Consider the following 26,692-nt stretch of genomic DNA (forward strand, 5'->3'; position numbering starts at 1 on the left):
CAATAAACAAGAGCAAAATGCACAGAATTTTCATTCTGCGGGTAGTTACTTTTCTTGGCTTGATAGCGATATTACGTGACCGCTAAAAATGAATATTGCTTTTCAACTCTTTCTTCATGCAAATGAGTAGAACGTATGGAGGACTATGTATGTGTTGTTAATGAGAGGAAAGAGTGTATTGCGTAACGAATATAACGTAATTTTACCGCAAGGAGTAGCTAAATTTAGTGTATAAGTGAAATGGAATGAGTAGATTTATTTTTTATATGAAAAAAATTTTCTTTTTATAACTTGATAAATGAAAAAATATTTTATATACTAATTCATGTAAACGGTTTACTAAATCGTATTTTGCTAGAAATGAAGGGAAGATTCGCATGGAAACAAGGGGGAGAGTAATCGGGATTGATATCGGTACCACAAGTACGAAAACGGTTGTGTTCACAGAAAAAGGAAAAGTCATTGCATCACATGCAATCGATTACCCAATTATTCAACCGAACGTCGGATGGGCTGAGCAAGATCCTGATGTAATATGTGCCGCTGTATACAAAAGTGTAAGCGTTGCCATCGAAAAGGGTAATGTATTACCAGAAGATATTTCATCAATCGGTATTAGTACAGCTATGCACGCATTAATTGCAGTAGATGAAAATGGTGCGCCATTAACGCGTTCTATCATTTGGGCAGATAATCGAAGTACGAAGCAATCAGAAAAATTATTACAACAAATGAATGGGCATGAAATTTATAGACGTACAGGTACACCAATTCATCCGATGTCACCACTTTCTAAATTGTTATGGATGAAAGAAGAGGAACCAGAGTTATATACAAGTGCTTATAAATTCATTTCCATTAAAGAGTATGTGATTTACCAATTATTTTCACGCTACGTAGTTGATTATTCGATTGCTTCTGCTACGGGGTTATTTAATTTAGAAACATTAAACTGGGATGAAGATGTTTTAACTATGTTACATATGTCACCAGAACAATTATCAACCCCTGTACCAACTACATATATTTTATCAGGTATGAAGCCAGAATTAGCACAGAAGATGGGGATAAGTGCAGAGACACCAATTGTCATAGGAGCAAGTGATGGGGTTCTTGCAAATGTAGGAGTTGGGGCGATATCACCGGGTGCGGCTGCAATTACCATTGGAACGAGTGGTGCGGTTCGAACAATCTCATCAAATATAAATACAGATGAGAAAGGGAGAACGTTTTGTTACGCATTAACAGATGAGCACTGGGTAATCGGTGGTCCAACGAATAACGGCGGAATATTACTGAGATGGTTACGTGATGAATTTGGTAGTCCAGAGCAAGAAGTAGCAAGAAAGCTCGGAATTGATCCTTATGATTTATTAATTAAATATGCAGAAAGCGTACCAGCTGGAGCGGATGGGCTATTGTTCTTACCTTTCTTATCTGGAGAACGCGCACCTTACTGGAATGCAAATGCTCGTGGTACATTCTTTGGAATCAATCTTCAACATAAGCGAGAACATTTTATACGTGCAGTGATGGAAGGTGTTTGTATGAGTGTATATTCAGTAGCACTCGCAATTAGAGATTGTACAGGGCCACTTACTGAAATACGAGTTTCAGGAGGGTTTGCGAAATCTGCATTTTGGAGACAAATGTTGTCCGATATGATGGGGAAAGAATTGCTTGTACCTGAAAGTCATGAAGCATCTGCGCTTGGGGCAGCGGCAGTTGCTTTATATGCTGTAGGAAAAATTGAATCTCTTGAAGAGGTAAAGGATTGGATTGATATTGTTCATCACCATGTACCGAATAAAGAAAATACGGCTATATATTTAGAAATGTTTTATATGTATGAACGACTTTACAATCGCTTGAAAGAAGAATTTGATTGTATAGCTGCTTTCCAACGTAAATAATAGGGGGATTGGGAGAAATGGTAGTTGGGATCGTACTAGCGGCAGTTGTCATACTACTTTTACTTATTACGGTAGTAAAATGGCATCCATTTGTCGCATTAATTTTAACAGCAATTGGTGTAGGATTAGCAATGGGAATGCCTTTAATTGGAACTTCACCAAAAGATCCAGGAATTATTGATTCTATTAAACTAGGGCTTGGTAATACGTTAGGATTTTTAGCAATAGTTTTAGCACTAGGAACGATGCTTGGAAAAATGATGGCCGAATCTGGTGGTGCTGAACGTATCGCTAACACATTAATTAATCGTTTTGGGAAGAAACGAGTTCACTGGGCGATGATGTTCGTTGCATTTTTAGTAGGGATTCCGGTATTTTTCCAAGTTGGATTTGTCCTATTAATTCCGTTAGTATTTACAATTGCGTTAGAAACTGGGGTATCACTTATTACAATCGGTATTCCGCTAGTAGCAGGACTGTCAGTCGTACACGGACTTGTTCCACCGCATCCAGCGGCAATGGCGGCAGTTGGTATTTTTAAAGCAGATGTAGGGAAGACAATTTTATATGCGTTAATTGTCGGACTTCCAACTGCAATTATTTCAGGTCCACTTTACGGGAAATGGATTGGTGCTCGTATCCATAAGGAAGTACCATTAGATATAGCGGAGCAATTTATTGAAAGAGATAAGAAGAAAGAACTTCCTAGCTTCGGAAATACATTGTTTACTATTTTACTTCCAGTATTTCTTATGCTTGGTGCATCCATTGCTGAAGTAGCGTTACATAAAACGAGTCAACTTGCACAAGTGTTACACTTTATTGGAGATCCAATAGTCGCTTTATTAATTGCAACGATTTATTCTTTCTTTAGCCTTGGTTATGCAAAAGGATTTTCTAAAGATAAAGTATTACAATTTACAAATGATTGCCTTGGGCCAATTGCAAACATATTGTTAGTGATTGGTGCAGGCGGCGCATTTAATAAAGTACTATTAGATTCTGGAATTGGAACGACAATTGCAGATATGGCGAAAGAATCGCATATTTCACCGATATTATTAGGGTGGGGAATTGCGGCACTAATCCGAATCGCAACTGGATCGGCAACTGTTTCTATGATGACAGCAGCTGGAATTGTAGCACCGATTGCAGCAAGTACACCTGGTGTAAATGTTGAACTACTAGCACTTGCAACAGGCGCAGGGTCATTAATTTTATCACACGTGAATGATTCGGGATTTTGGATGATTAAAGAATATTTCGGAATGACTGTGAAAGAAACATTATTAACATGGACCGCAATGGAGACTATACTATCAGTTGTAGCACTTGGATTAATTTCGATATTAAATATATTTGTATAGAATGGGAGATTGATTAATATGAAACTAGGTTTAATTGGATTAGGAAAAATGGGATTCCCATTAGCTGAACACTTACATGAAGACAAGCATGAAGTAGTTGTATACGATGTAAATAAAGAGCTTGTAGAAAAGGCAGGAAAACTAGGAATTACTGCACGTCATACATTAAAAGAAATGATCGCTGAATTAGAAGCTCCTCGTACGATCTGGGTAATGGTGCCTGCAGGAGAAGTTGTAGAGTCAGTATTAAAAGATGTGTATCCGTTATTAGATGAAGGTGATATCGTTATTGAAGGCGGAAATTCATTCTATAAAGATACGTTACGCCGTGCTGAAGAAGCGAAAAGCTTTGGGTTACATTATGTAGATATCGGTACATCTGGCGGTGTAGAAGGAGCTAGATACGGTGCTTGTTTAATGGTTGGTGGAGAAAAAGAAATTTATGACCAATTAGAACCTTTATTTAAAGATTTAGCAGTAGAAAATGGCTATTCTTATGCTGGCCGCGTTGGTAGTGGTCATTTCTTAAAAATGGTTCATAACGGTATTGAGTACGGCATGATGCAAGCAATCGCTGAAGGATTTGAAGTACTAGATAAGAGTGACTTTGATTTCAATTATGAAGATGTTGCAAAAGTATGGGCGAACGGATCAGTAATCCGCGGTTGGTTAATGGACTTAACTGAAAAAGCATTTGCAGATGATCCTAAACTTGATGGCATTAAAGGTGTAATGAACTCTTCAGGAGAAGGGAAATGGACTGTTGAAACTGCGCTTGAGTTACAAGCAGCGGCACCAGTAATCGCGATGTCATTATTTATGCGCTATCGTTCTCAGGAAGATGATACATTCCATGGAAAAGTAGTTTCAGCACTACGTAATCAGTTCGGTGGACATGAAGTTGTAAAAAAATAAGGATGTTTTTGAAAAGAAACTTGTGCATAAGCGCAAGTTTCTTTTTTATAGTTTAAGAAATTACTAATTTACAAATACCAATCAATCATCGTTTTTTTGTCACAAATGACAGCTTCAACATTCATTGATTGAACAATATATTCTATATTTTCTTCTTTAGCTAATAATAAGGTTGTAAAGGAATCGTATATACTCATAAACGCATACTCATTGTCTTCGCCAGTAATAATTAACTCATTATTGCTAATGTCCCAAATATCTAATGGAGTAGTATTATTTACCTGTAATAATCCGTTTGTATCAAGAATTGGTTCAGAGAAATATAGATTTCTTGCACCTTTAGAACCGAGGAGTTTAAGTAATTTGTGTAATAAAAATATAGACGTATAATCTTCTGTTGGATAATAAAGATCTTTTTTTAAGTTTGAATGTAGCTTTTCAGCTAAATCCTCTCTTTTATATTCTTCTGAAAGGGCACTAATGGAAGTCAACATGGCCATTGCTAATTCTGCGTATGAATGTAATCCACTACAAGACATCATTTCCTTCCAAGAAACGGATTTCTCATTATGAATGATTTCTTCAGTGCTAGGATAGATGTGCTCATATGGTCTTTTTCTCACAGACTTTTCCCATCCTAAAGGCATTTGGATAAAAGGATGTAGCAATATAGCTGCAGATTTAAAGTTTCTTGGTAGTTGTTCTAAAATTGGTGATTTGTCATCTAGCCAAATGTAATCCAACAAAATATAACCTCCCCTTAGACTTTGAAATGTACGGATTCCCATATTATATTTTTTGGCATTGATTGTATCAAATATAAAGCGAAGTATGAAATATGTCCCAACATAAAAGTAAGAATAAATAAAATGAAGTTTTCATAAATAGTAAAAGGGTGCTTATGTCATCAGTATAGCTAAAAAATGTTGTTACATATGAGAAGAGCGTGCTAATAAAATATGAGGTGGTTAAATGGGAAATGAGCAAGTGAAGTCTGTAAAGGAAGAAAAAAAGTTATGTCTTTGTATGATCGTCAAAAATGAGTCTAGAATTATGGAAAGATGTTTAAATGCAACAAAATCAATTGTAGATTTTGTTTCTATTTGTGATACTGGATCGACGGATAATACGCCTGAAATTATTGAAAATTGGTGTAAGGAAAATGAGATACCTGGAACGGTTCATCATGAGCCGTTTAAAAACTTTGGTTATAACAGAAGCTTAGCTGTTTCATTAGCGCAAAAAACATATCCAGAAGCGGATTATTTATTAATATTAGATGCAGATATGATTTTAGAGGTTGATCCGAATTTCGATAAAACGAGCTTAACGGAAGATCATTATCTTACATTGCAATATGATGTTCATATTAAATATTGGCTTACACGTCTTTTGAAAGCTTCTTTACCATGGAAATCTGTCGGTGTTACTCATGAGTATTGGGATATAGATCGTTCAAAAGTTGGAGTGAATTACAATACGAGGGTAGATCGGTTAGAGACTCTTGTCGTGAATGATCCTGGAGATGGCGGGAGTAAAGCTGATAAATTTGAAAGAGATGAGAGGTTGTTATTACAAGGAATAAACGACCCAGAAACAACGCCAGATTTGCATATAAGATATTTATTTTATTTAGCGCAGACTTATTTTCATTTAAGTCAATTTGAAGATTCGATTAAATGGTATAAAAAACGAGTGGAAGCAGGGGGATGGGTTGAAGAGGTATTCTATTCGTTATTGCGAATAGGATTTTGTTATGAGCAGTTAACAAATCGTTCAGCAAATAAACAAAATGAAGTGACAGATGCTGATGAAAAAGAAACTGTTAAAGGGCAAGAAGAGCAATATTTAGCATTAGCTGTTTTTTATTTTCAAAAAGCGTGGGAATATAGACCAACCCGGGCTGAACCATTATATCAACTTGCAAGGTTGTATCGATTACGATCTCAAAACAATATTGCTTTGATGTATGCTCTGCAAGGGAAGGAAATTCCTTTTCCAAAGGATGATCTTCTATTTGTAGATTATCATGTGTATGATTACTTATTTGATTATGAAATTTCTATTAGTGCTTTCTATATACCTCATAAAAAACATTTAGGGGCCGTTTCGCAAAAATATTTGGAATCGATTAAAGAAGAGATTCCATTTCATATAGCAAATATAGTAGAGAATAATGCAAAATTTTATTAAATACATTTTCGGTTAAAGGAGTAGTGGAGTAATCATGGAATTAATGCGATGGGCGATTGAACTAGGAGAATCGGTGCATGGAAATACGTATGAAGAATTGATGCCACTACTAGACTATTATTATGATCGTGATCATTTAAAAGCGTATTGTATCGCAAATCTTCTTTTAAACATGGATGTATTAGATGAACATCGGGAAAGAATCGAATTAAGAAGATGCATTGCTGCTTATTATGCTGGATTATATAAAGTAGCAAGAAAACATGCAAATGAGTTAGTACTTAAACATCCGGATGTAGATTTATATAAAAATAATCTAAAATTAATGGAAGCTTATTTGAATAAAGAATATGATTATTGTCTTTTTATATGCCCAAAGACATACGGTAGTTTCATAGATGTTGCGCGAGCTTTAAAGTGGCGGTTGGAGCAGGAGGGGAATACAGTAATTATATCAGAAACAATACTGGGAAATGTAAAGAATACAATTGTTTTTGGAGCGCATACATATGCATATAACCCGAACCTTCTTCCGAAAGACGCAATTATTTATAATTTAGAACAGCTATACGAAGGAAGTCCATATGCGCACCCCCTTTATTTAATATTATTAAAAGATAGAGTGATTTGGGATTATAGTAAACAAAATATAGAATGGTTAAAACAAAAAGGGGTAGGAAAAGAAATAAAACATGTAGAAATGAACTATGCTCCAACTTTGGAAATAAAAAAAGATGCATTTGAAGATGAGATTACTGAAGATATTGATATTCTGTTTATAGGTGCTCTTAATCCGAGGCGGCAAGCTATTTTTGATCACCTAAAAGCGATTGCCCCGAATTTAAATATAGTTTTTAAAAATAATGCGTGGGGAATTGTTAGAAATGAATTGATTGCTAGGTCGAAAATTATATTAAATATTCATTTTTACTTATCAGGAATTCTTGAAACACCTCGCGTGTCTTATGCAGTCGCAAATAAAAAATTTATTATTTCCGAAAATAGTAATCCAGAAGATGAGGTAGAGTGGCCGGGAATTGTATTTACTCCGTACGAAAAAATAATTGAAAACGTAATGAAATATATAGAATTACCAGAAGAACGGAAAAGATTAGCGGAAAAAGCATATAATCATTTTGAAGCAAATGAAAGTTTAGGTACATTGAGTCTGAGAGATGAAACGAAGTAATTGTACGAAACTCATACGAAAGTATGAGTTCTTTTTTGTTTATCATACTATTTTATGAAACAAGTTAACTCTTTATATTGTATTTTGTATAGAAATTTCTGATAATATATAAGTAGAACTTAAAAACAAAGGGGAGAAATAATCATGAAACTAGTCGTTATTAACGGTACACCAAGAAAATTTGGCAGAACTCGCGTGGTGGCAAAATATATTGCGGATCAATTTGAAGGGGAATTATATGATTTAGCAATCGAGGAGTTACCTTTATACAATGGAGAAGAGTCACAACGTGATTTAGAGGCAGTAAAAAAATTGAAAACGTTAGTGAAAGCTGCGGATGGGGTTGTATTATGTACACCAGAATATCATAATGCGATGAGCGGTGCGCTGAAAAACTCTTTAGATTACTTAAGTAGTAGTGAATTTATTCATAAACCAGTTGCGTTGTTAGCGGTTGCTGGTGGCGGTAAAGGTGGAATAAATGCATTAAACAGCATGCGAACGGTCGCTAGAGGTGTTTATGCAAATGCAATTCCAAAACAAGTTGTGCTTGATGGATTACATGTGCAAGATGGGGAACTTGGGGAAGATGCGAAACCATTAATTCATGATGTAGTTAAAGAGTTAAAAGCATATATGAGCGTATATAAAGAGGTGAAAAAGCAACTAGGAGTGGAGTGATATGTCCTCCCTTTATCATGATTCTCGCTTGTATTACATTCTAGGGGCCAATAGTCTATCTGCTATTGGTTCCGGAATTGTTATGATAACGATTCCGTGGCTGTTAATTAAAGAGAGTGGAGGAGAGACAACATTTGGTTATGTTTCTATCATTGCAACCCTCATTATGTTTTTATTAACACCATTCATTGGGCAAAGTATTGATCGTTTTTCAAGAAAATCTTTATTGCTATGTAACGAAGGAATCGGAATAGCTGTAATTGGAATAATGTTTATATGGGGATTTGCTGGGCAACCTTATCATTCTATTCACTATATTCTTATTTATATAGCCGGATCATTCTACTATTTATTATTTTATCCTACAATATTTGCGTTCAACCAAGAGATATTTCAAGCGGAACATTATAAAAGTTTAAGTGGAACGATGGAAATACAAGGACAGTTAACACAAGTTATTTCTGGAGCGGCCGCGAGCTTCTTAATTGAAATTGTATCTTTGAAGTGGATTTTGTTAGTAGACATGTTAACTTTTGCTGGAGCATTTTTTCTTTTCTTATGTATACCGTACGTAAAGAAAAAAGAAGTGAAAAGAAAAATAACATTTAAGAAGCAATTATTTGAAGGAATTCACTTTATGAAAAAACGTCCTAAGCTCTTTTGGTTCTTACTGGCCACTTATATGCCGTTTATAGGTGTTATGATGGCAAATTATTTAATACCAGTTTATATTTCGGATATACTTAAAGCCAATGCCTCTGTATACGCAATAGAGGGGATGATGTACGGTGTTGGAGCGGTTGTTGCAGGAATCTGTATTCCACTCATAATGAAATATGTAAAAACAGAAGTTTCAATCGTTATGACGATGTTCATTTATGTAATTTCAATTACCGCAATGAGTATTGAACCTTCCGTAATTTTCTTATATGGACTTGCAATTTTTCATGCAGTTGGAAATGCGGGTACAAGAGTGGCGAGAAATGTATTGATGATGGAGGAAATTCCAAATGAAGTAATGGGACGTGTAGACAGCTTATTTCGCCTAATTGGTACTGGAATACGAATTTTATTATTAATGTTGTTTACAGCGGGTGTATCTAAAGTTGGAGTCATGCTGCCGTTTTACGTATTAAGCTGCATATTGATCTTCTCATTAGGAATCGCTATTTATTATGTACTATCACAACGTAAAGTAGCGGCGCATGTTTCTAATAAATCAATCGTTTGAAAAAACACTTCTGCCTCCCTTTCTTTTTCTATATAATAACAAGAAAGGGAGTGAATACTTATTTATGAACAAATGGATCTTTCTTATGATTTTATTATTACCGCCACTATACATCATTTATATGACGTTTCGAATGAACAAAGTTGCTCGTGAAAAGTTGAGCTATCACTCTCCGTACGTTCTTATACTGGGTGCAAAGTTATTTGGAGATAGACCGTCTTTATCTCTTCAAAATCGTTTGGATGTAGCGTTGGAGTATTTATTTTCCCATCCTGAAGCGAAAGTAATTGTTTCAGGTGGCCAAGGAGAAGATGAAGATATACCGGAAGCTCATAGCATGAGAAACTATTTAATGGTACATGGTATAGATGAGAGTCGTATTTTAATAGAAGATCAATCTACAAATACGTATGAAAACTTAAAGTTTAGTATGGATTTATATAATGTGAAACATGCGGTAGTTGTAAGTAATACGTATCATTTATATCGAACGAAAATAATTGCAAAGCGTTTAGGCATGAAGATGGAGGCACTAGCTGCTGAAACACCAATTCGTTCTAAGAGAAAAATGTATGTTCGCGAATATGCTGCTATTATGAAAACAATATTGTTCGATCGTTAGAGCTCAAATGCGAGCTCTTTTTTAATTTAAAAGCGTATCATTTGAAATGAATGCCATATTCCATCAAAATAAAGGAAACAACAGTAAAGGAGTTGTATTTGTGATTCAATTTAATCATGTGTCAAAATCGTATGAAGATGGCACGAAAGCAGTGGATTCATTGCATTTAGAAATTAAAAAGGGAGAATTTTTTGTTCTCATCGGTCCGAGTGGTTGCGGGAAAACAACGACAATGAAGATGATTAATCGTTTAATCGAAACGACTGAAGGGTCGATTTTAATCGATGGAAAAGATATTCAACAATATAATATAAACGAATTACGTTGGGATATAGGATACGTGTTGCAACAGATTGCTTTGTTTCCTCATATGACAATCGCTGAAAATATTGCAGTTGTTCCTGAAATGAGGCAATGGAGCAAAAAGGAAATAAAAGCACGCGTCGATGACTTGTTACATATGGTTGGATTAGATCCGGATATATATCGAGATCGTATGCCTGATGAATTGTCAGGAGGACAAAAACAACGTGTCGGTGTCGTGCGAGCATTAGCCGCAAACCCGAAAATCGTTCTTATGGATGAACCATTTAGTGCGTTAGATCCATTAAGTAGGGAACAGCTTCAGAAGGATATTGTACAGTTGCAAAAAAAGATTCAAAAAACAATCGTGTTCGTAACACATGATATGCAAGAAGCATTATCACTTGGAGATCGCATTTGTATTATGAAAGAAGGAAAAGTTGTTCAACTAGATACACCAGAAGGAATTATACATAATCCGAAAAATGAATTTGTAGAGGAGTTCATTGGAAATCGTGGACGAACTTGGTATGAGGAGAAAAGTGTAGCAGATGTATTGCCGCTTGATCAAAGTGTGCAATTAGAAGGGCAGGCACTATCATTACATTCTTCTTTAGAAGAAGCGCTAGTTCGTGTGCGTGACGAGGAGGTCGTTCCAGTTGAAGAAAACGGTCAATATATTGGAGCGTTAACAAGTCGTCATATTGTCAATTACATTGTTGAACAAATGAAGGAAAGAGGTTAAACAGTGACTAATTTTATACAAACGTTCCAAGAACGAAAAATAGAATTACTAACTGCATTAAGTGAGCATTTACAAATATCGCTTATTTCATTATTTTTTGCAGTAATTATAGCGGTGCCACTTGGCATTTTATTAACAAGAAAAGAACGAATGGCTGAATTTATAATAGGAACTTCTGCGGTAATGCAGACAGTGCCATCACTTGCATTACTCGGACTATTAATTCCGTTAGTAGGAATCGGAAAACTTCCAGCGATTATCGCATTAGTTGTGTATGCACTATTACCTATTTTACGAAATACATATACAGGAATAAGGGAATTAGATGAATCACTAATAGAAGCCGCGAGAGCTATGGGGATGAATAGTTGGAGAAGGTTGTGGAAGGTAGAACTTCCTCTTGCATTGCCTATCATTATGGCCGGTATTCGTACAGCGATGGTATTAATTGTTGGAACGGCTACATTAGCAGCTCTCATTGGTGCTGGTGGGCTAGGTAAGCTTATATTATTAGGTATAGATCGAAATGATCATGCACTTATCATTTTAGGGGCCGTACCAGCCGCGTTACTCGCTTTATTCTTTGATATAGTACTTCGCATACTTGAACGACCGAAACGCTCTTCTAAGCGTGTTATATTGACGATATGTATAGTTGTAGTAATGATTGCTTCTCCATTTCTTTGGAGTACAGAAAAGAAAGATATTGTTATTGCGGGCAAACTTGGATCAGAACCTGAAATTTTAATTCAAATGTATAAGCAGCTTATTGAACAAGATACCGATTTACACGTACAATTAAAACCAGGTCTTGGGAAAACAGCATTTGTATTTGAAGCGTTGAAATCAGGTGAAGTAGATGTGTACCCAGAATTTTCAGGAACAGCGCTATCTACTTTCGTGAAAGAAGAACCAAAGAGTACAAATCGTGATGAAGTATATGAGCAGGCTCGCGTTGGACTGGAAAAGAAATATAATATGATTATGTTGATGCCAATGGAGTATAACAATACATATGCACTAGCCATGCCGAAAAAAATAGCAGATCAAAAGAATATAAATACTATTTCTGATTTAGGGAATGTTGCGCAGGAAGCCAAAGTAGGATTTACATTGGAATTTGCTGATCGTGAAGATGGTTATAAAGGAATGCAAAAATTATATAACTATAAGTTCTCGAATGTTAAAACGATGGAGCCGAAGCTGCGTTATAGCGCAATTCAATCTGGAGATGTTAACGTAATTGATGCATATTCAACAGATAGTGAATTGGAGCAATACGGACTAAAAGTGCTAAAAGATGATAAAGGGTTATTCCCACCTTATCAAGGAGCACCATTATTAAGAAAAGAAACGTTACAGAAATATCCTGAACTTGAAAAGGTATTAAATAAATTATCTGGAAAGATTACAGATGAAGAAATGCGAAAAATGAATTATGAAGTTAATGTGAATGGTAAAAGTAGTGAAGAAGTCGCAAAACAATTTTTACAAAAAGAGAATTTACTTCGTTAAATTTACAAGAAATATACAAATTTATATGTTTGAAATGACCGTTCATTACAAAATGAGCGGTTTTTTTGTGCATACTTATACATTTTTTCAAAAAAGTATTCCATTTTTGTTCATTTTCTTTTAGAATAAGTAATGTTTTCCTGAAAAAATATAAGAGAAACGTCTATTAGAGAAAAAGGTGACTTTAATAGTTGAACGAACATAACACCTAGAATGACAGATGGGGTGGTACAAATAGAAAAGAAATTAGGATTCTTTCCATTAATCGCATTAGTAGTTGGAACGATGGTTGGTGGCGGTGTTTTTAGTTTACCGCATGATTTAGCAGTAGGAGCAAACAGTGGCGCAATAATAATTGGCTGGTGTATTACAGCGATGGGAATGATTCCACTTGCGCTCGTATATCAAACGTTAGCAAGACAAAAACCGGAACTTGAAGGTGGAATTTATAGTTATGCACGTGCTGGTTTCGGTGAATATATTGGGTTTAATAGTGCTTGGGGATATTGGCTAGCAGGAATCTTAGGTAATGTCGCAACAATTATGTTACTGTTTAGTACATTAGGTTATTTCTTCCCAATTTTTAAAGGAGGAAATAATGTTGCGTCAATCGTTGGGGCATCACTTTTATTATGGACACTTCACTTTCTAATTTTATTTGGAATTCGTGAAGCTTCTATTATGAATGTTATCGCAACAATAGGAAAGTTAGTTCCAATCGTACTATTTATCGCTGTAATGGTAACAGCATTTCGCTGGGACACATTTACACATGATTTTTGGGGAGAAGGAACCTTCTCACTTTCTGCTATACTTGGTCAAGTGAAAAATACAATGCTTGTAACACTTTGGGTTTTCATTGGAGTTGAAGGAGCGGTCGTATTATCTGGAAGAGCGAAAAATAGCCGAGACGTTGGTAAGGCAACAGTAATGGGGCTTATTTTAGTAATGTCCATTTATATTTTAATTTCTGTCCTATCAATGGGAGCTATGACAAGAGGCGAACTTTCTGTGTTAGAAACTCCGTCAATGGGACATGTATTAGAGCATGTTGTTGGTCCATGGGGGGCAGGTGCGATTAATATCGGGTTAGTTGCTTCACTTGTCGGTACATTAATTGGCTGGTTTTTACTTGTTTCTGAAATTTCTCATGTAGCCGGAAAAGATGGCGTATTTCCGAAAGTCTTTACGAAAACAAATAAAAAGCAAACACCGCACATGGCATTATGGATTTCAAATGGTGTTGCCCAAATTATATTTATCATCGTTCTGTTTTCAGAATCAACATATCAAATTATGTATTTCATTGCATCAACATCAATTTTATTACCATATTTATTATCAGCGTTATTCCAATTTAAATTAGTCATTACAAACGAGCTAAAAGACGCTAAATTAAAAAATGGAGCGTTAGCTTTAATTGCTTCGATTTACTCTGTATGGCTTCTTTATGCAGCTGGTTTAAAGAATTTACTACTCGTTTCAATTGTGTATGGAATTGGAATTATTGTTTACACGTTTGCAAGAAAAGAACAAGGGAACCGTTGTTTTGCAGGTGCAGAGAGATATGTGATGGGGGCAATTATTGTTGCGGCTATCACATCCCTGTATATGTTATTAACTGGAAATATAAAAATGTAAAAAGTCCTTTTTATTTAAAGGGCTTTTTTCTTTGTTTAGAGAATATTTACTACATAAGATATTCAGGAGGGATGAGAATGGAAGAAAAAGAACAGTTGTCTAGAATAATTGATTTAGCTAGTGAGTTAAGGAAAGTATTAGTGCAAGAATCTTTTTTTAATCATCATCCTGAATTGAGAGGAGTCATTGAAAATTTAGCAAGTTCTGTTGAAAATTTGGCGGAATTACAAAAAAGTAAAGATGAAAATGCTGAAGATCGATTACGTTACGTACTTGCTAAAATGAAAATTGCTCATAATGCAATTTTACAAGAGAAAAAAGCATTTCCTTCTCATTAATATACGTTTTAATTTTGAACCTGGCGGATAACGTCAGGTTTTTTATTTCTAGTTTTTCGTTTCTTTCATACACTAAGAATAGTATGAAAAAAGAAGGTGACTAAGGTGAGATTACATAAAGCTCTTCAGCCAAGTTTTATAAAACGAATGTACTATATGAGATTTTTAGGGAAATTTACAAAAGCTGAGAAAGAGAAGAGTGGAGAGAATTTCTTTGTACAATGCTTATCGCCAATACCATTCACTTTACAGGAACAATTTGCAAATGAACCATATGTATTTGAAGGGGTATGTAGTAATAAAAAGAATGAAAAAATCTTTTCGGAATTAAAGAAGAGGAAATTAGAAAAGCAATTAGTGATGTTTCGTCTTTATTATGAAAGAGGAAATGTATACGTGGAGTTAATATGTACAGAAGAACCGAAAGAAATAGCAAGCAGCTATAAAATGATTCCTGCACCTAAAGTTACAAATAATAAAAAAAGAGAGTCTTTAGAACGAAAACTTAGCAACGGTTATTTATCATTTCTTATGCCAAAATTTCCGAAAGACTTTGAGCCTCCCGAATTATTGTGGCATGATGGAAGACTGTATGGAAACATATCCTTAAAGTCATCAATTAGCTCAATCGCATATTTTGAACAGAAACGGGAATGTAAATATATAAACTGCAGTGACTGGACGAAGTATGTAGAAATAGCGGTAGAAGATCAATTATATTTTGTAAGTGATCATGTGTATGAGCAATTAAAAAAACGAATGCATGAAGAAGGTAAGATAGTTGAAGTAGAGGATATAAAAGTGCAAAAAGAGGAATGGGAATGGGATGAGCGTGAATCGTCCTTTTTACAGTATGTACAAAGTATGGTGCATAATAAAGGGCTATATTTGGATGAAACGGATATTTATAATTTCCATATAAGTGTAAAAACAAATATATTAACGATTCTTGGTGGTATACCGGGCGTTGGGAAATCACGTTTTGTGCAAACTTATGCAGAAGCATTAGGGTTACAGTATGGGGAGGAATTGGTTTGGATTCCAATTTCGCCATCGTATCAAGAACCACATGATTTACTTGGTTACCTTCATCCGAATGGTACTTTTATTGAAAGTGAAACGAAGTTAGTTAGGACGTTAATGAAGGCGAAAGAAAATCAAAATCAACTGTATATAATCGTTTTTGATGAAATGAACATGTCTCATATTGAGCATTGGTTTACTCCATTTCTCTCTGTTCTTCAACTTGAAACAAAAAATCGTATTTTAAACTTGTATGAGGGTGTTCAGGACATTGAGAATTCAATTCCATCAACAATTGAAATTGGAGAAAATATTATATTTGTAGGTACTGTGAATTTTGATGAAACAACGAAAGAGCTCTCCGATCGATTATTAGACCGAACGAACCTAATAACGTTACAGAAAATTCCGTTTTGTGAGATGGGCATGGAACAGGGGAAAGTCGTATTACACCCACCTTTGAAAGTAACAGCGGGAGAATTTCGGATAAATTGGATGAGAAATAAAGCGATGATTGAAGTGTTTTCTGAAGAAGAATTAGAGCTATTAGATAAGTTGCATGTCGTATTGTCATCACATGATGCGTCTAAGGGAATTTCTTTCCGATGTGCAAATGCAATTGCGACTTATTTGCAAAACATACCGTTCCAAAATAACCATACCTATATGATCAGTAGAGAAGAGGGGTTTGATTTACAAATAAAGCAGCGTGTATTAACGAAAATCAGAGGGACCGAAATGATGGTTGGGTCTTTACTTTCTGAAGAAGCAAAAAGGGGAGCGACCTTAGTACCTCTTTTGCAATCTGCACTTGCAAACAGAGTATCTACATTTGAACATTCTTTAGCATATATACGAGAAAAACGTAGGGAACTGGAGCTGTATGGATATGCAAAATGAAGGGCGTTACGAAACAAAAATCGTTGATACGAATGAAACGCTCCCTTTTGTATTAAAGTTAATCATTGGAAATGAGGGGAAAGGAGATTATATTTTATTAAATCGTCTTTGTACATCTACTACAGCATTGGTTCAATGTATTTATAAAGTACAAGAATTAAAACCAATTAGATTGCAGTATAATTATGAAATCCCAATGAATATTACTTTTATATGGAATAAAGTATATGAGGGACAGAAAAATATAAAAGAGGCTCAATATGAAATAAATGAAAAAAAACAAAGAGTATTAATATATGAACATGGGAAAACAGAATTCTTTTATCCATGGCGCTGCGGTTTATACCATTTTGAAGTGCGCATAGAAGATACAACGTATTATGGCGCTTTTCAAATCGTACCGAAAAACTTTTTTGATGATCAATTTGAAATGATTCAAGACTATGTGAAGTCAATTTTAAATGAGTTGATTTTGGATAGAGGTTATTATAAAAAGACTTTCTCTGCACTTAGCGATATTGAGGATTCTTCTTATTTAGTGTTGCTTAGAAAGTTACCCCAAAAAATGAAAATGATAAAGCAAATCTTTAAGAAAATAGAATCAAGTTCAAAATTTATAAATGCATATAAATGGGAAGGAAAAGAGCGAAAGCCAACAAGAAGAGGAACTATAGTGGCAGAAAGAAAACCTTATGCCAAACATTATAATCGTAAGTTTATGGAACAAAAAAATAGTAAGGAAAATGCATTTCTTAAATATAAAGCGATGCAATTTTATCATTATTTAATTGAAGCTAAAAGTTTTTTACGTCAAACAATTGAAATCTTAGAAAGAGAAAAAAAGAAAAAATCAGAAGAGTTTCAAGCCGTAAAAACGATTATACAAACAATTGAGCGAAATGGATCGGTAACCGATAGAGAGAAGCAAAAATATAAAAATATACATTTACTAAAAGAAGCCGATTTACGAAAGAGCTCAATGAAAATACAAGAATATAAAATATTGGCGCATATCGTGCATGAAAATGTACAATACTTTCAAATGTTAATGCACTCTTCGTTTTGGAGGGAAGTTACTGAAACAAGTAACATGAACTTACATGATTTACCGATACCACATCAACAATTACTACATCATTTAGAAGTACTCCCGCAATATACGGATCAATCTCCATCGTTATTATTTGTTTATAAGCCAACGTTTTTAGTGTATGAATATTACGCTTTTTTTATCGTTATTTCAATTTTAGAGCAAATTGGTTTTGAGGCTAGAAACTCAATTCGTGAACAAATACAAGAACATTTTTATGTAGATGGATTACAAGATGGAACGACAGTAGTTTTAGAACGAGATGATATAAAGGTGCATGTCGCATTTAATGATTTAATTGAAACACATCCTCTTATTGCATTAAGTAAAGGTAGTAATTTTTACAATGGTGAGGATACGAAGAAGCCAGATATTCGCTTAGACTGTTATGTAAAAGAAGATGGGAACTACGTATATAAATCTTCTATTATTATTGAAGTGAAATACAGTCCAATGTACAATATTTTTCAGCATGTCGGAAATACAAAAGCAACTGAGCAAATGTATAAGTACTGGTCTATAAAGTATGTAGAAGAACAGGATGGAAAGCGAGTCTATTATCGAAGGTCAATTTATGAAGTCATTTGTGTATATCCAGGAAGCCATATGCATAGTAAAAAAATTGAGTCTGGATGCGGTGTTTTCTTGCAGTTATATCCATATAAGACGAAACAAGGGGAAGAGAAATTAGCTGGAAAACATGGGATGGTACAAATTTTTGAAAAATGGTTAAAAAGCATTCAGAAGTAAAAGAAATCCTTTTTCATAAAGGATTTTTTTAGATTAAGAAGAATTATATGCTGTATGGAAAGAAACATAATGTAATTTAGGTTTGAAAAGTGATACGAATGTGTTATTAAAAGGAATGTGAGCGCGGGATAAAAGTCGATTAAATTGGAATCTAATTCACTTTGCAGAATATAATAAGTCATAAATATTTTTAGTTGCATACGAAGATTTGTTCTTATATGATAGATAGTGAAAGCGTTATCAAAAACAGAGCGGCGATGGGAAAGGCGGTTAAATATGTTCCAGCGTGTTCAAACAAAGGAAGAACATTTTGGGTTCGAGCAACTATGGGGAGATTTTTGTGAAGAAAGAAACTTAATGTTTGTAGAACGTAATTTAAATCCATCACGATTTTTATTAATAGAAGATGAACATCCTATTGGTACAGTAGAATGTATTAAGTATACGGTACCTGAACAATCAAATTCTGAGTTTTTCTATCCGTTTTCTAAAAATGATTTAGTAAAAGATTTGAAGAATGTGTATGAAATAGGCAAGTTAAGTATTTCGAAAACATCTCGTGGGAGAGGACATTTCAAAAGGTTAACAGCTATTTTATTTATACATGCGTTAGAAACAAAAGCTGAATGGTACATTGCAGCAGTGACAAAAAGAATGTATATGTATTTACTTACACTCGGTTTTCCAATTGAACCGATAGATAATCCATTTCAGTTTCATGATACTTTACAAGGTGTACCAGTAAGAATTCATGCTCGAAAAGGGGTTACGCATTTGTATTCTTTAAAAGAATTTCGTGATGTGATTCAAGGGAATGCTCATGCACAGGCATTAATTGCAGAATACAGTAAAAATATTATGTTAACGAAATAAAACGAAGTGAATATGTATAATAAAGAGAATAATATTTTTATAAGATATAACTCTTCATTAAAAAAGACCCTTATTATTTTAATAAGGGTCTAAAAATTATAATCCAAATATACTAAAAATCATTTTGCGGCGCTTCGGTTTCTTTTCTCGTTCGTATGTTGGTTTTGAATCAGGAGTAATATAAATGGGTTCTTCTTTCGTTAGCGCAGCTTCTAACTTTTGAATTCGCTCTAACATTTCCTCCATTTCACGACGGTGTTGTAAAAGTTGGTACGTGACGACATCATTTGCCTTATCTTGCATTTGTTCTTCCATTCGATCGAGCCTTCTTGTAATAGTGTTTAATTGATTAGCTAATTGCTCAAAATCATTCGATGATATGTTTTGAACAATTGTATTGACTTGAGTTTTTAATTCTTCAACCTCATTTGAGGAAGCCTTTTGAGTAGGTTGAGGATTTTGAGACTGCTCTATTTGAAATAGATGGTGTTCTAACATTTGATCGACATCATCTTGTGTGAAAATAAAGTGGCCATATTTGTTTTTTTCTATCGTAAGATTTAATTGTTGCGCGATCCGGACAACAGCCTTTGGGCTAACACCTAATTTTTTTGCGATAAATGGTGTTTTATATTCCAAAATAATCCCTCCTATATATATCCTGTTGAATGATTTCGAGCTATGAAGTAAGTTCCCTTCTAGTGTGACAAAAGAAGTGTGGAATCGGCAAAGAAAGTGTTTTTTCACGAAATTGAGTTGAGAAGAATAGTTCGTTTAAATAAAAATGTTTTATCGTAACATTTAGAATAATTTGACTAGTGTAAATGAATTAGATTATCATAATGATAAATATCTTTTTTATGTATGCATATAATATATAAAAAGGTGGTTGCTAATGTAGAATTTTGTTAGAGTATTAGAATGCTTACTTCACTTGAATATAATTAAGTAGGAGGTGGCTTCCTTGCTTACAATGTAAGTAAGGAAAAGTATTTGGACATATATAGTATAAGTATAGTGATTGTTTTAATTGCCTTAACGGCATTTTTCGTTGCAGCAGAATTTGCAATTGTTAAAGTGAGAAGTTCACGAATTGACTATTTAATTGCAGAAGGAAATAATCGTGCAACATCGGTCAAAACAGTCATTACAAACTTAGACGAATATTTATCTGCTTGTCAGCTAGGAATTACTGTTACAGCTTTAGGAATTGGGTGGTTTGGTAAACCTGCGTTAAAGCAAATGTTTGATACGCTTTTTGCAAATTGGAATATCTCTACTCAACTAGCAGACATTTTTGCTGTAATTTTAGTATTTTTTTTAATTACTTTTTTACATGTTGTAATAGGGGAATTGGCCCCAAAAACATTTGCAATTCAAAAATCTGAACAAGTAAGTTTGCTTGTTTCTAAGCCGTTAATTTTCTTTTATCGTATTGCATTCCCATTTATTTGGATATTAAATGGTTCAGCTCGAATCATTACGAAGCTGCTAGGGTTGAAACCGCCGAAGGGGCATGATGAGGTTCATTCAGAAGAAGAATTACGGTTGTTAGTTTCAGAGAGTTATAAAAATGGTGAAATTAATCAATCTGAATATAAATATGTAAATAAAATTTTTGAATTTGATGATCGGATTGCAAAAGAAATAATGGTACCTCGAACCGAAATGAATATTATAAGTAAAGAAATGCCTGCTGAAGAAGCTTTGCAAAAAATGTCTCGTGAAAAATATACAAGGTATCCAGTTGTTGATGGCGATAAAGACCACGTAATAGGTTTTGTGAATTTTAAAGATATTTTTACTGAGTTTGTACAACATAAAGCTGTTAATAAAAAGACAGTAGAGCAATATATGAGACCAATTATTTTAGTTATCGATTCTATCCCAATTCATGATTTGTTTTTAAAAATGCAAAAAGAAAGAACACATATTGCTATATTGATAGATGAATATGGTGGGACATCTGGACTTGTTACTGTTGAAGATATTCTGGAAGAAATTGTTGGAGATATTCAGGATGAGTTTGATACGGATGAGCAGCCAGAAATTCAACAAGTTAGTGAAACGAAGACGATACTAGAGGGAAAAGTACTTGTTAGTGAAGTGAATACGTTATTTGGTTTAGGGATTGATGATGATGGTGTTGATACAATTGGTGGTTGGATTTTAACGAAGAATATAGAGATTGCTGAAGAGGATTCCATTGAAATTGAAAATTATAAGTTTTGTGTGAAAGAATTAGATGGACACTATATAAAAAGATTGGAAGTTACAAAGATAGTAGAATCGATTGTTATTTTAGAAGATGAAAAACAAATTTCATTACAAGAGCAAATTAGCTCGTAAACTCTGCTAAATAGCAGAGTTTTTTTGAGCATAATGTTTTTTGAGGGATAGGGGCTATGATACAATGACATAAGCCAGACCTTTCACTAGGTGAATTATTGTTCTATACATATATTTGGAAGGAGAAGAAGTATGAAAAAGCATTTATATATAAATGGAGATTGGAAATCTGTAAACACGTATAAACCATTATACGCACCATATTCTGAAGAAATATTAGCAGAAATTGCACAAGGAACGGAAGAAGATGTAAAAGAGGCTGTTATTGCTGCAAAAAATGCAATGACAAAAATGAATAAATTATCCGCATATGATCGTGCGATTATTTTAGAGAAGGTTGCACAAAAAATGGATGAAAGAAGAGAAGAATTTGCAGAGATTATTGCAAAAGAAGCTGCAAAACCAATACGTGCTGCTAGGGGAGAAGTGGATCGTACTGTTCAAACATACAAATTTGCAGCTGAAGAAGCGAAGCGTATATATGGTGAGACATTGCCATTAGACGCCGCACCTGGTGCGGATGGGCGTATTGCATATACAATCCGAAAGCCGATTGGTGTAATAGGGGCTATTACACCATTTAATTTCCCATTAAATTTAGTTGCGCATAAAGTTGGACCTGCAATTGCTGCCGGAAATACAGTTGTGTTAAAGCCAGCTGATCAAACGCCATTATCATCTTATGCATTAGTTGAGTTATTTGAAGAGGCAGGATTGCCAAATGGAGCTTTAAATATCATTTCTGGTCCTGGCTCCACGGTGGGTGAGGCAATCGTTAAAAATGATTATGTTGCTTCTATTACTTTTACCGGAAGTCCAAAAGTTGGAATCGGAATAAAACAAAAGGCTGGGTTAAAACGAGTTACGTTAGAACTAGGATCAAATGCTGCTGTTATAATTGATGAAGATGTAGAGTTAACAGATGAAATCATTGAACGTGTAAAATGGGGAGCATTTGTTAATAATGGGCAAGTTTGTATTTCCGTACAACGTGTTTTTGTACATGAAACGAAAATGCATGAATTTCTTTCGAAGCTAAAGAAAGCGATGGAATCAGTAGTTGTTGGTGATCCACTGCTTGAAGAAACGGATGTATCAGCTTTAATTTCAAAAAAAGATGTAGAGCGAATTGATATGTGGGTTCAAGAAGCAATCAAGGAAGGAGCAACTATTTTATACGGTGGTAAGAAGCGGGATGCAAGAATTTTTGAACCGACTGTATTAACAAATGTTCCAAATCATGTATCTGTGCAGTGCCAAGAAGTATTCGGTCCACTCATGACAGTAAATACATTTAAAGAATTTGATGAAGCGATTGAGCAAGTAAATAATTCGCGTTACGGCTTACAGGCAGGAGTATTTACAAATAATTTATTTAAAGCAATGCGTGCAATCGATGAGTTAGAGGTTGGTGGTGTCATGATTAATGATATTCCAACGTTCAGAGTAGATCATATGCCTTATGGTGGTGTGAAAGAAAGTGGCACGGGGCGCGAAGGAATTAAATATGCAATAGAAGAAATGACAGAAATGAAATTAGTATGTATTAAAAAATAAATTAGAAAAACTTAAACTTTGCGCTAAAAAAACGAGTAGGAAATGTTTACGATTCCATACTCGTTTTTTACGCTTCTAGTAACTATTTAATTAAGTGTAACTTTTACTTCATTTCTTGTTTGAAAATAGTATCTTCTACATAAATTTGTTCTTTATCTACAGCAGTAGCATGAGTTAATACTAAACCGATTGGTGTTTTTGTATCTTTATTTTGAACAATTGTAAAAGGAACATTTTTTTCGTTTGCTAATTTAATGTATTTTGATAAATGTGGGTAAGCAATGCCACCATTTAGGAGGAGTTGTAATGATTGAGAAGAGCGCATGCTACCCGCCACTTCAGAGTATACATTACTTTGCATTACTTGACCGATCGTTAAAGCGATTTCTACACGCTCACGTAATGTAGTTAAATACATATTACGTTCTTCTGGTTTGTTTTGCTTTTGGCCGTAAATGCCTTCTTGGAGATAATCTTCCACATTTTTATTTACCATATTTTTCACACCTTTCATTTTCTATTGTACGCAAGAATTAAAAATGATGCAAAAAAAAGTCGTGTTGACTACGGAAATAATGAAAATGTGTGAAGGAAAAAGGGTATTTGCATACAATTAGTTAAATAAGAAAGAAAAAAATAATTTTATCAACAGAAATTAACAAAATGTGACAAAAATCTATTAACGAATCATCTTTTTTGTGTTAATATTCAAAATATAAAGGGTATTCGTCGTATGGAAATGGAGGGAATGGAGGTTTTTCCAATCGATAAGGATATTAAAGAAATATTTTGTTCACACTTGAAAAACAATAGGCACCAATTCGTAGAGAACTGGAAAAACAAAATGATAATTTCCGAAAAAGATCCATTTAAACTAGAAGTAGTTCAAAATGGAGAGGATTTACTAGAGTTGATTATCGAACTTACTATGGAAGATAAAGATATAAATTATCTTCAACCGTTATGCGAGAAAATTGCTATTGAACGTGCTGGAGCAGATGCGAATATTGGAGATTTTGTTTATAACGCAAACGTGGGAAGAAATGAACTTTTCGAAGCGATGTGTGAATTAGATGTTAGCGCTCGTGAATTGAAACCAATTATGGCAAAAATACATACTTGTTTTGACAAATTAATTTATTATACCGTTTTAAAATACTCGGAAATTATATCGAAGAATTTAGAGGAAAAACAGCAATATATTAATGAAACACATAAAGAAAGGCTGACGATTTTAGGGCAAATGTCAGCTAGTTTTGTACATGAATTTCGTAATCCGCTTACTTCCATTATGGGATTTGTCAAACTATTAAAGGCAGATCATCCGAGTTTATCGTATTTAGATATTATTTCGCATGAATTAGATCAATTAAATTTTCGTATTTCGCAATTTTTACTCGTATCGAAAAAAGAAATGTGGAATGAATCGGAACGGTTTTGGCTTAATGACTTGTTTCAAGACATTATACAATTCTTATATCCGAGTTTGGTCAATGCGAATGTTTCAATTGAAAAGAATTTACCGTATCCAATTCCGCTTGTTGGTTATCGAAGTGAAGTGAGACAAGTATTTTTAAACATATTAATGAATTCAATTGATGCTCTTGAATCAATGAAAGAAGAACGAAAAATTATCATTGATGTATTTGAAGAAGATCAAGCTATTCGAATTGTGATAAAAAATAATGGACCAATGATTCCAGCTGAAAATGTAGAAACGATTTTTGAACCGTTTGTAACTACTAAAAAGTTAGGAACTGGTATTGGCTTATTTGTATGTAAACAAATTGTGGAAAAACATAATGGGTCCATTATGTGTCGATCAGATAACGATTGGACAGAATTTCAAATTGCATTTCAAAAATAAACAGTCTACACCAAATGAATGGTGTAGACTGTTTTAATTTGTGAGTATAACGGCTTCTAATTTAGGATCTTTAGTTGAATAACCTACTATTGAAATTGTATAAATAACATTTGGTTCAACATTGAATTTCGGTATAGTCAATAAAACGTTTTTATTATTTGCGAGTGAAATTTCAATATCCGCTGTACCGGGGCTAACTTGCAAAAAATCTGTTATCTGTTTAAAGAGTACATTTTCAAATAAATGATCTCCATCTTTTAAATCGACATTTACAACAGGGGTATCTGGAGAGAAATGTGCAAAGCGTATTTTGGCTTGACCAGCTGGTAAATGTGTATTATCAAGTATAGGTTGTAATTGTAGGTGATTATCACTATTTATTGCAGCAAGAGTATAAGTATGATTTCCCATTATTGGTACCAATGCTGAAAAGATTGGAGTTTCATTTCCGACAGGGACAATATCTATACGGTATTTACCTTGTACTAATGATAAATAAGGGCTGAATTGCTTAAATGAAATATTTTTAATAACTTTTTGTCCGTTTACTAAAATGTCAACCGCCGGTATATTTGGATCGGCATGAAAAATTCTTATATGTGACGGTAAAGTAGCTTCTTGTGAATCCCTTGTTTCATGCGCCTGTACAAGTTTTGAAAGTGCATCGCAATATTTCATATATAATTCTATATATTTTTTAGGATTACGAAACTGATAGTAACGTGCGAGCTGTTCGTATTGCGTAACTTCTTGTCCATATTTTTCAATTTCAGATTGAGACATGAACATTCCTCCTTTGTCATCATTAAAATTATATGCGAAGCAAGAAAGCGGTTATGCGAAAAAATGATTTTATAAAGGGGAAAATTAAAAATTTACAACAAATATGTTGTCATAAAGAGGTGCTTGTGCTTACGAGTATTTTGCAGAGTAAAGCAGTACATATGATTGCACGAAAGTAAAATAAATGCCAAATTGAAAGTGCATTTCAATAACATATTGAATACATGTCCAGCAATCGCTAGAAAACTAGGGTTTTTTTTAATTATAGGCAAATACACATACAAAGTGATAATTGTCCTACATAAATTATAAAGGAAAGGTAGTTTGAATCTGAGGAAAGGGGTGCCACTTCGGGATAGGGATATCCTGATAGTAATTGTGAATGAAGTTATGAAAAGGTTTTGTGTTATAGGCTGTAGGATGAATTTGTAAACTTGATTTTTCTATTTATTTTAGCAATTGACAGTATTAACCCATAAGAGAGCGTCATGACGAACTGATTAATGTGGTTAATCGGTTCTTTTTTTATAGTTTAAAAATGAAAAATTTACATATTAAATATGAATCTGAACTGATTAGAAAGGTGTAGCGTTGTCGAAATTTGTTTTAAAATATGCAATTTAAAGTAGGATAATAGGAAGGAGTTTAACGGGAGTTCCGTCGAAGTGTACAGAATGTCGGCATTTGAGGGCAGCTGGCATTATGCTATAAAAACATTTGGTGATGTAGTCATTTCATATAAAAGGGAGGGTTACTTGGGCGTATAGAAAAGGGTTGGTCTTCATTTTTAAGTTCTGAATTTTCTGTTTTATAGGTATTTTTAAGCACTCATTTGTATATTTTATAA

General features: G+C 34.1%; 22 protein-coding genes. 18 read left to right on the top strand and 4 right to left on the bottom strand.

Features of this window, described 5'->3' with window-relative positions:
- Window positions 1-377 precede the first annotated feature (377 nt).
- From gntK to gnd, 3 genes are read left to right on the top strand one after another with little or no spacing between them, the layout of a single operon-like run.
- Complete coding sequence (gene gntK, locus CN409_RS06355; RefSeq protein WP_086391024.1) at window positions 378-1,913, top strand: gluconokinase; 1,536 nt, start codon at window positions 378-380, stop codon at window positions 1,911-1,913.
- A gap of 17 nt (window positions 1,914-1,930) precedes the next feature.
- Window positions 1,931-3,280: a GntP family permease gene (locus CN409_RS06360; protein ID WP_000260204.1), complete on the top strand. Its 1,350-nt coding sequence runs from the start codon at window positions 1,931-1,933 to the stop codon at window positions 3,278-3,280.
- 18 nt (window positions 3,281-3,298) lie between these two features.
- On the top strand, window positions 3,299-4,195 hold the full coding sequence (gene gnd / locus CN409_RS06365; RefSeq protein ID WP_000765981.1) for a phosphogluconate dehydrogenase (NAD(+)-dependent, decarboxylating): 897 nt from the start codon (window positions 3,299-3,301) through the stop codon (window positions 4,193-4,195).
- 68 nt (window positions 4,196-4,263) lie between these two features.
- Here gnd and CN409_RS06370 read toward each other — a convergent pair whose 3' ends face one another.
- Window positions 4,264-5,028: a DUF2711 family protein gene (locus CN409_RS06370; RefSeq protein ID WP_141527690.1), complete on the bottom strand. Its 765-nt coding sequence runs from the start codon at window positions 5,026-5,028 to the stop codon at window positions 4,264-4,266.
- 139 nt (window positions 5,029-5,167) lie between these two features.
- On the opposite strand from CN409_RS06370, the gene CN409_RS06375 reads away from it, so the two are divergent.
- The 12 genes from CN409_RS06375 to CN409_RS06430 all read left to right on the top strand — a co-directional run bounded on the left by CN409_RS06375 (window position 5,168) and on the right by CN409_RS06430 (window position 19,289).
- Window positions 5,168-6,388 (top strand): glycosyltransferase, encoded by a 1,221-nt coding sequence (locus CN409_RS06375; RefSeq protein ID WP_017763115.1) that lies wholly within the window; start codon window positions 5,168-5,170, stop codon window positions 6,386-6,388.
- 34 nt (window positions 6,389-6,422) lie between these two features.
- Window positions 6,423-7,577 (top strand): CgeB family protein, encoded by a 1,155-nt coding sequence (locus CN409_RS06380; protein ID WP_000422336.1) that lies wholly within the window; start codon window positions 6,423-6,425, stop codon window positions 7,575-7,577.
- Between the two features lie 144 nt (window positions 7,578-7,721).
- Entirely contained in the window at window positions 7,722-8,258 is a 537-nt protein-coding gene (locus tag CN409_RS06385) for an NADPH-dependent FMN reductase (protein ID WP_000780355.1), read from the top strand.
- Window position 8,259: 1 nt separating this feature from the next.
- Entirely contained in the window at window positions 8,260-9,489 is a 1,230-nt protein-coding gene (locus CN409_RS06390; protein WP_000097155.1) for an MFS transporter, read from the top strand.
- Window positions 9,490-9,553: 64 nt separating this feature from the next.
- Window positions 9,554-10,111 (top strand): YdcF family protein, encoded by a 558-nt coding sequence (locus tag CN409_RS06395; protein WP_001045718.1) that lies wholly within the window; start codon window positions 9,554-9,556, stop codon window positions 10,109-10,111.
- A gap of 100 nt (window positions 10,112-10,211) precedes the next feature.
- Window positions 10,212-11,159, top strand: a complete 948-nt coding sequence (locus CN409_RS06400; RefSeq protein ID WP_000614075.1) for an ABC transporter ATP-binding protein — start codon at window positions 10,212-10,214, stop codon at window positions 11,157-11,159.
- 3 nt (window positions 11,160-11,162) lie between these two features.
- Window positions 11,163-12,674 (top strand): ABC transporter permease/substrate-binding protein, encoded by a 1,512-nt coding sequence (locus tag CN409_RS06405; RefSeq protein ID WP_000181021.1) that lies wholly within the window; start codon window positions 11,163-11,165, stop codon window positions 12,672-12,674.
- 213 nt (window positions 12,675-12,887) lie between these two features.
- The gene (locus CN409_RS06410; RefSeq protein WP_017763116.1) at window positions 12,888-14,315 is read left to right on the top strand and encodes a basic amino acid/polyamine antiporter; all 1,428 of its coding nucleotides are present in this window, start codon (window positions 12,888-12,890) and stop codon (window positions 14,313-14,315) included.
- A gap of 77 nt (window positions 14,316-14,392) precedes the next feature.
- The gene (locus CN409_RS06415; protein ID WP_000391447.1) at window positions 14,393-14,653 is read left to right on the top strand and encodes a hypothetical protein; all 261 of its coding nucleotides are present in this window, start codon (window positions 14,393-14,395) and stop codon (window positions 14,651-14,653) included.
- Between the two features lie 105 nt (window positions 14,654-14,758).
- Complete coding sequence (locus CN409_RS06420; RefSeq protein WP_118961732.1) at window positions 14,759-16,576, top strand: AAA family ATPase; 1,818 nt, start codon at window positions 14,759-14,761, stop codon at window positions 16,574-16,576.
- Window positions 16,566-18,416 (top strand): hypothetical protein, encoded by a 1,851-nt coding sequence (locus CN409_RS06425; RefSeq protein ID WP_002162815.1) that lies wholly within the window; start codon window positions 16,566-16,568, stop codon window positions 18,414-18,416. The genes CN409_RS06420 and CN409_RS06425 overlap by 11 nt, the downstream gene beginning before the upstream one ends.
- A gap of 276 nt (window positions 18,417-18,692) precedes the next feature.
- Entirely contained in the window at window positions 18,693-19,289 is a 597-nt protein-coding gene (locus CN409_RS06430) for a hypothetical protein (RefSeq protein ID WP_000487795.1), read from the top strand.
- A gap of 96 nt (window positions 19,290-19,385) precedes the next feature.
- Here CN409_RS06430 and racA read toward each other — a convergent pair whose 3' ends face one another.
- Window positions 19,386-19,928, bottom strand: a complete 543-nt coding sequence (racA, locus tag CN409_RS06435) for a chromosome-anchoring protein RacA (RefSeq protein ID WP_000456012.1) — start codon at window positions 19,926-19,928, stop codon at window positions 19,386-19,388.
- Between the two features lie 354 nt (window positions 19,929-20,282).
- On the opposite strand from racA, the gene CN409_RS06440 reads away from it, so the two are divergent.
- Both CN409_RS06440 and CN409_RS06445 read left to right on the top strand, forming a co-directional pair.
- Complete coding sequence (locus tag CN409_RS06440) at window positions 20,283-21,638, top strand: hemolysin family protein (RefSeq protein ID WP_000356245.1); 1,356 nt, start codon at window positions 20,283-20,285, stop codon at window positions 21,636-21,638.
- Between the two features lie 132 nt (window positions 21,639-21,770).
- Window positions 21,771-23,195 carry an aldehyde dehydrogenase family protein gene (locus CN409_RS06445; RefSeq protein ID WP_086391022.1) on the top strand — a complete coding sequence of 475 codons (1,425 nt, stop codon included), beginning with the start codon at window positions 21,771-21,773 and terminating at the stop codon, window positions 23,193-23,195.
- Between the two features lie 103 nt (window positions 23,196-23,298).
- Here the strand turns inward: CN409_RS06445 and CN409_RS06450 are convergent, their stop codons facing one another.
- Window positions 23,299-23,691, bottom strand: a complete 393-nt coding sequence (locus CN409_RS06450) for a YueI family protein (RefSeq protein WP_000247560.1) — start codon at window positions 23,689-23,691, stop codon at window positions 23,299-23,301.
- 237 nt (window positions 23,692-23,928) lie between these two features.
- Between CN409_RS06450 and CN409_RS06455 the strand changes: the two genes are divergently transcribed.
- Window positions 23,929-25,062, top strand: coding sequence for a BA2291 family sporulation histidine kinase (locus CN409_RS06455; protein WP_000425087.1), 1,134 nt, complete (start codon window positions 23,929-23,931; stop codon window positions 25,060-25,062).
- 33 nt (window positions 25,063-25,095) lie between these two features.
- Here the strand turns inward: CN409_RS06455 and CN409_RS06460 are convergent, their stop codons facing one another.
- Entirely contained in the window at window positions 25,096-25,845 is a 750-nt protein-coding gene (locus CN409_RS06460; RefSeq protein ID WP_000083279.1) for a DUF4397 domain-containing protein, read from the bottom strand.
- Window positions 25,846-26,692 lie beyond the last annotated feature (847 nt).

This window comes from Bacillus sp. AFS012607, assembly GCF_002558005.1.
Taxonomy (GTDB): Bacteria; Bacillota; Bacilli; order Bacillales; family Bacillaceae_G; genus Bacillus_A; species Bacillus_A thuringiensis_S.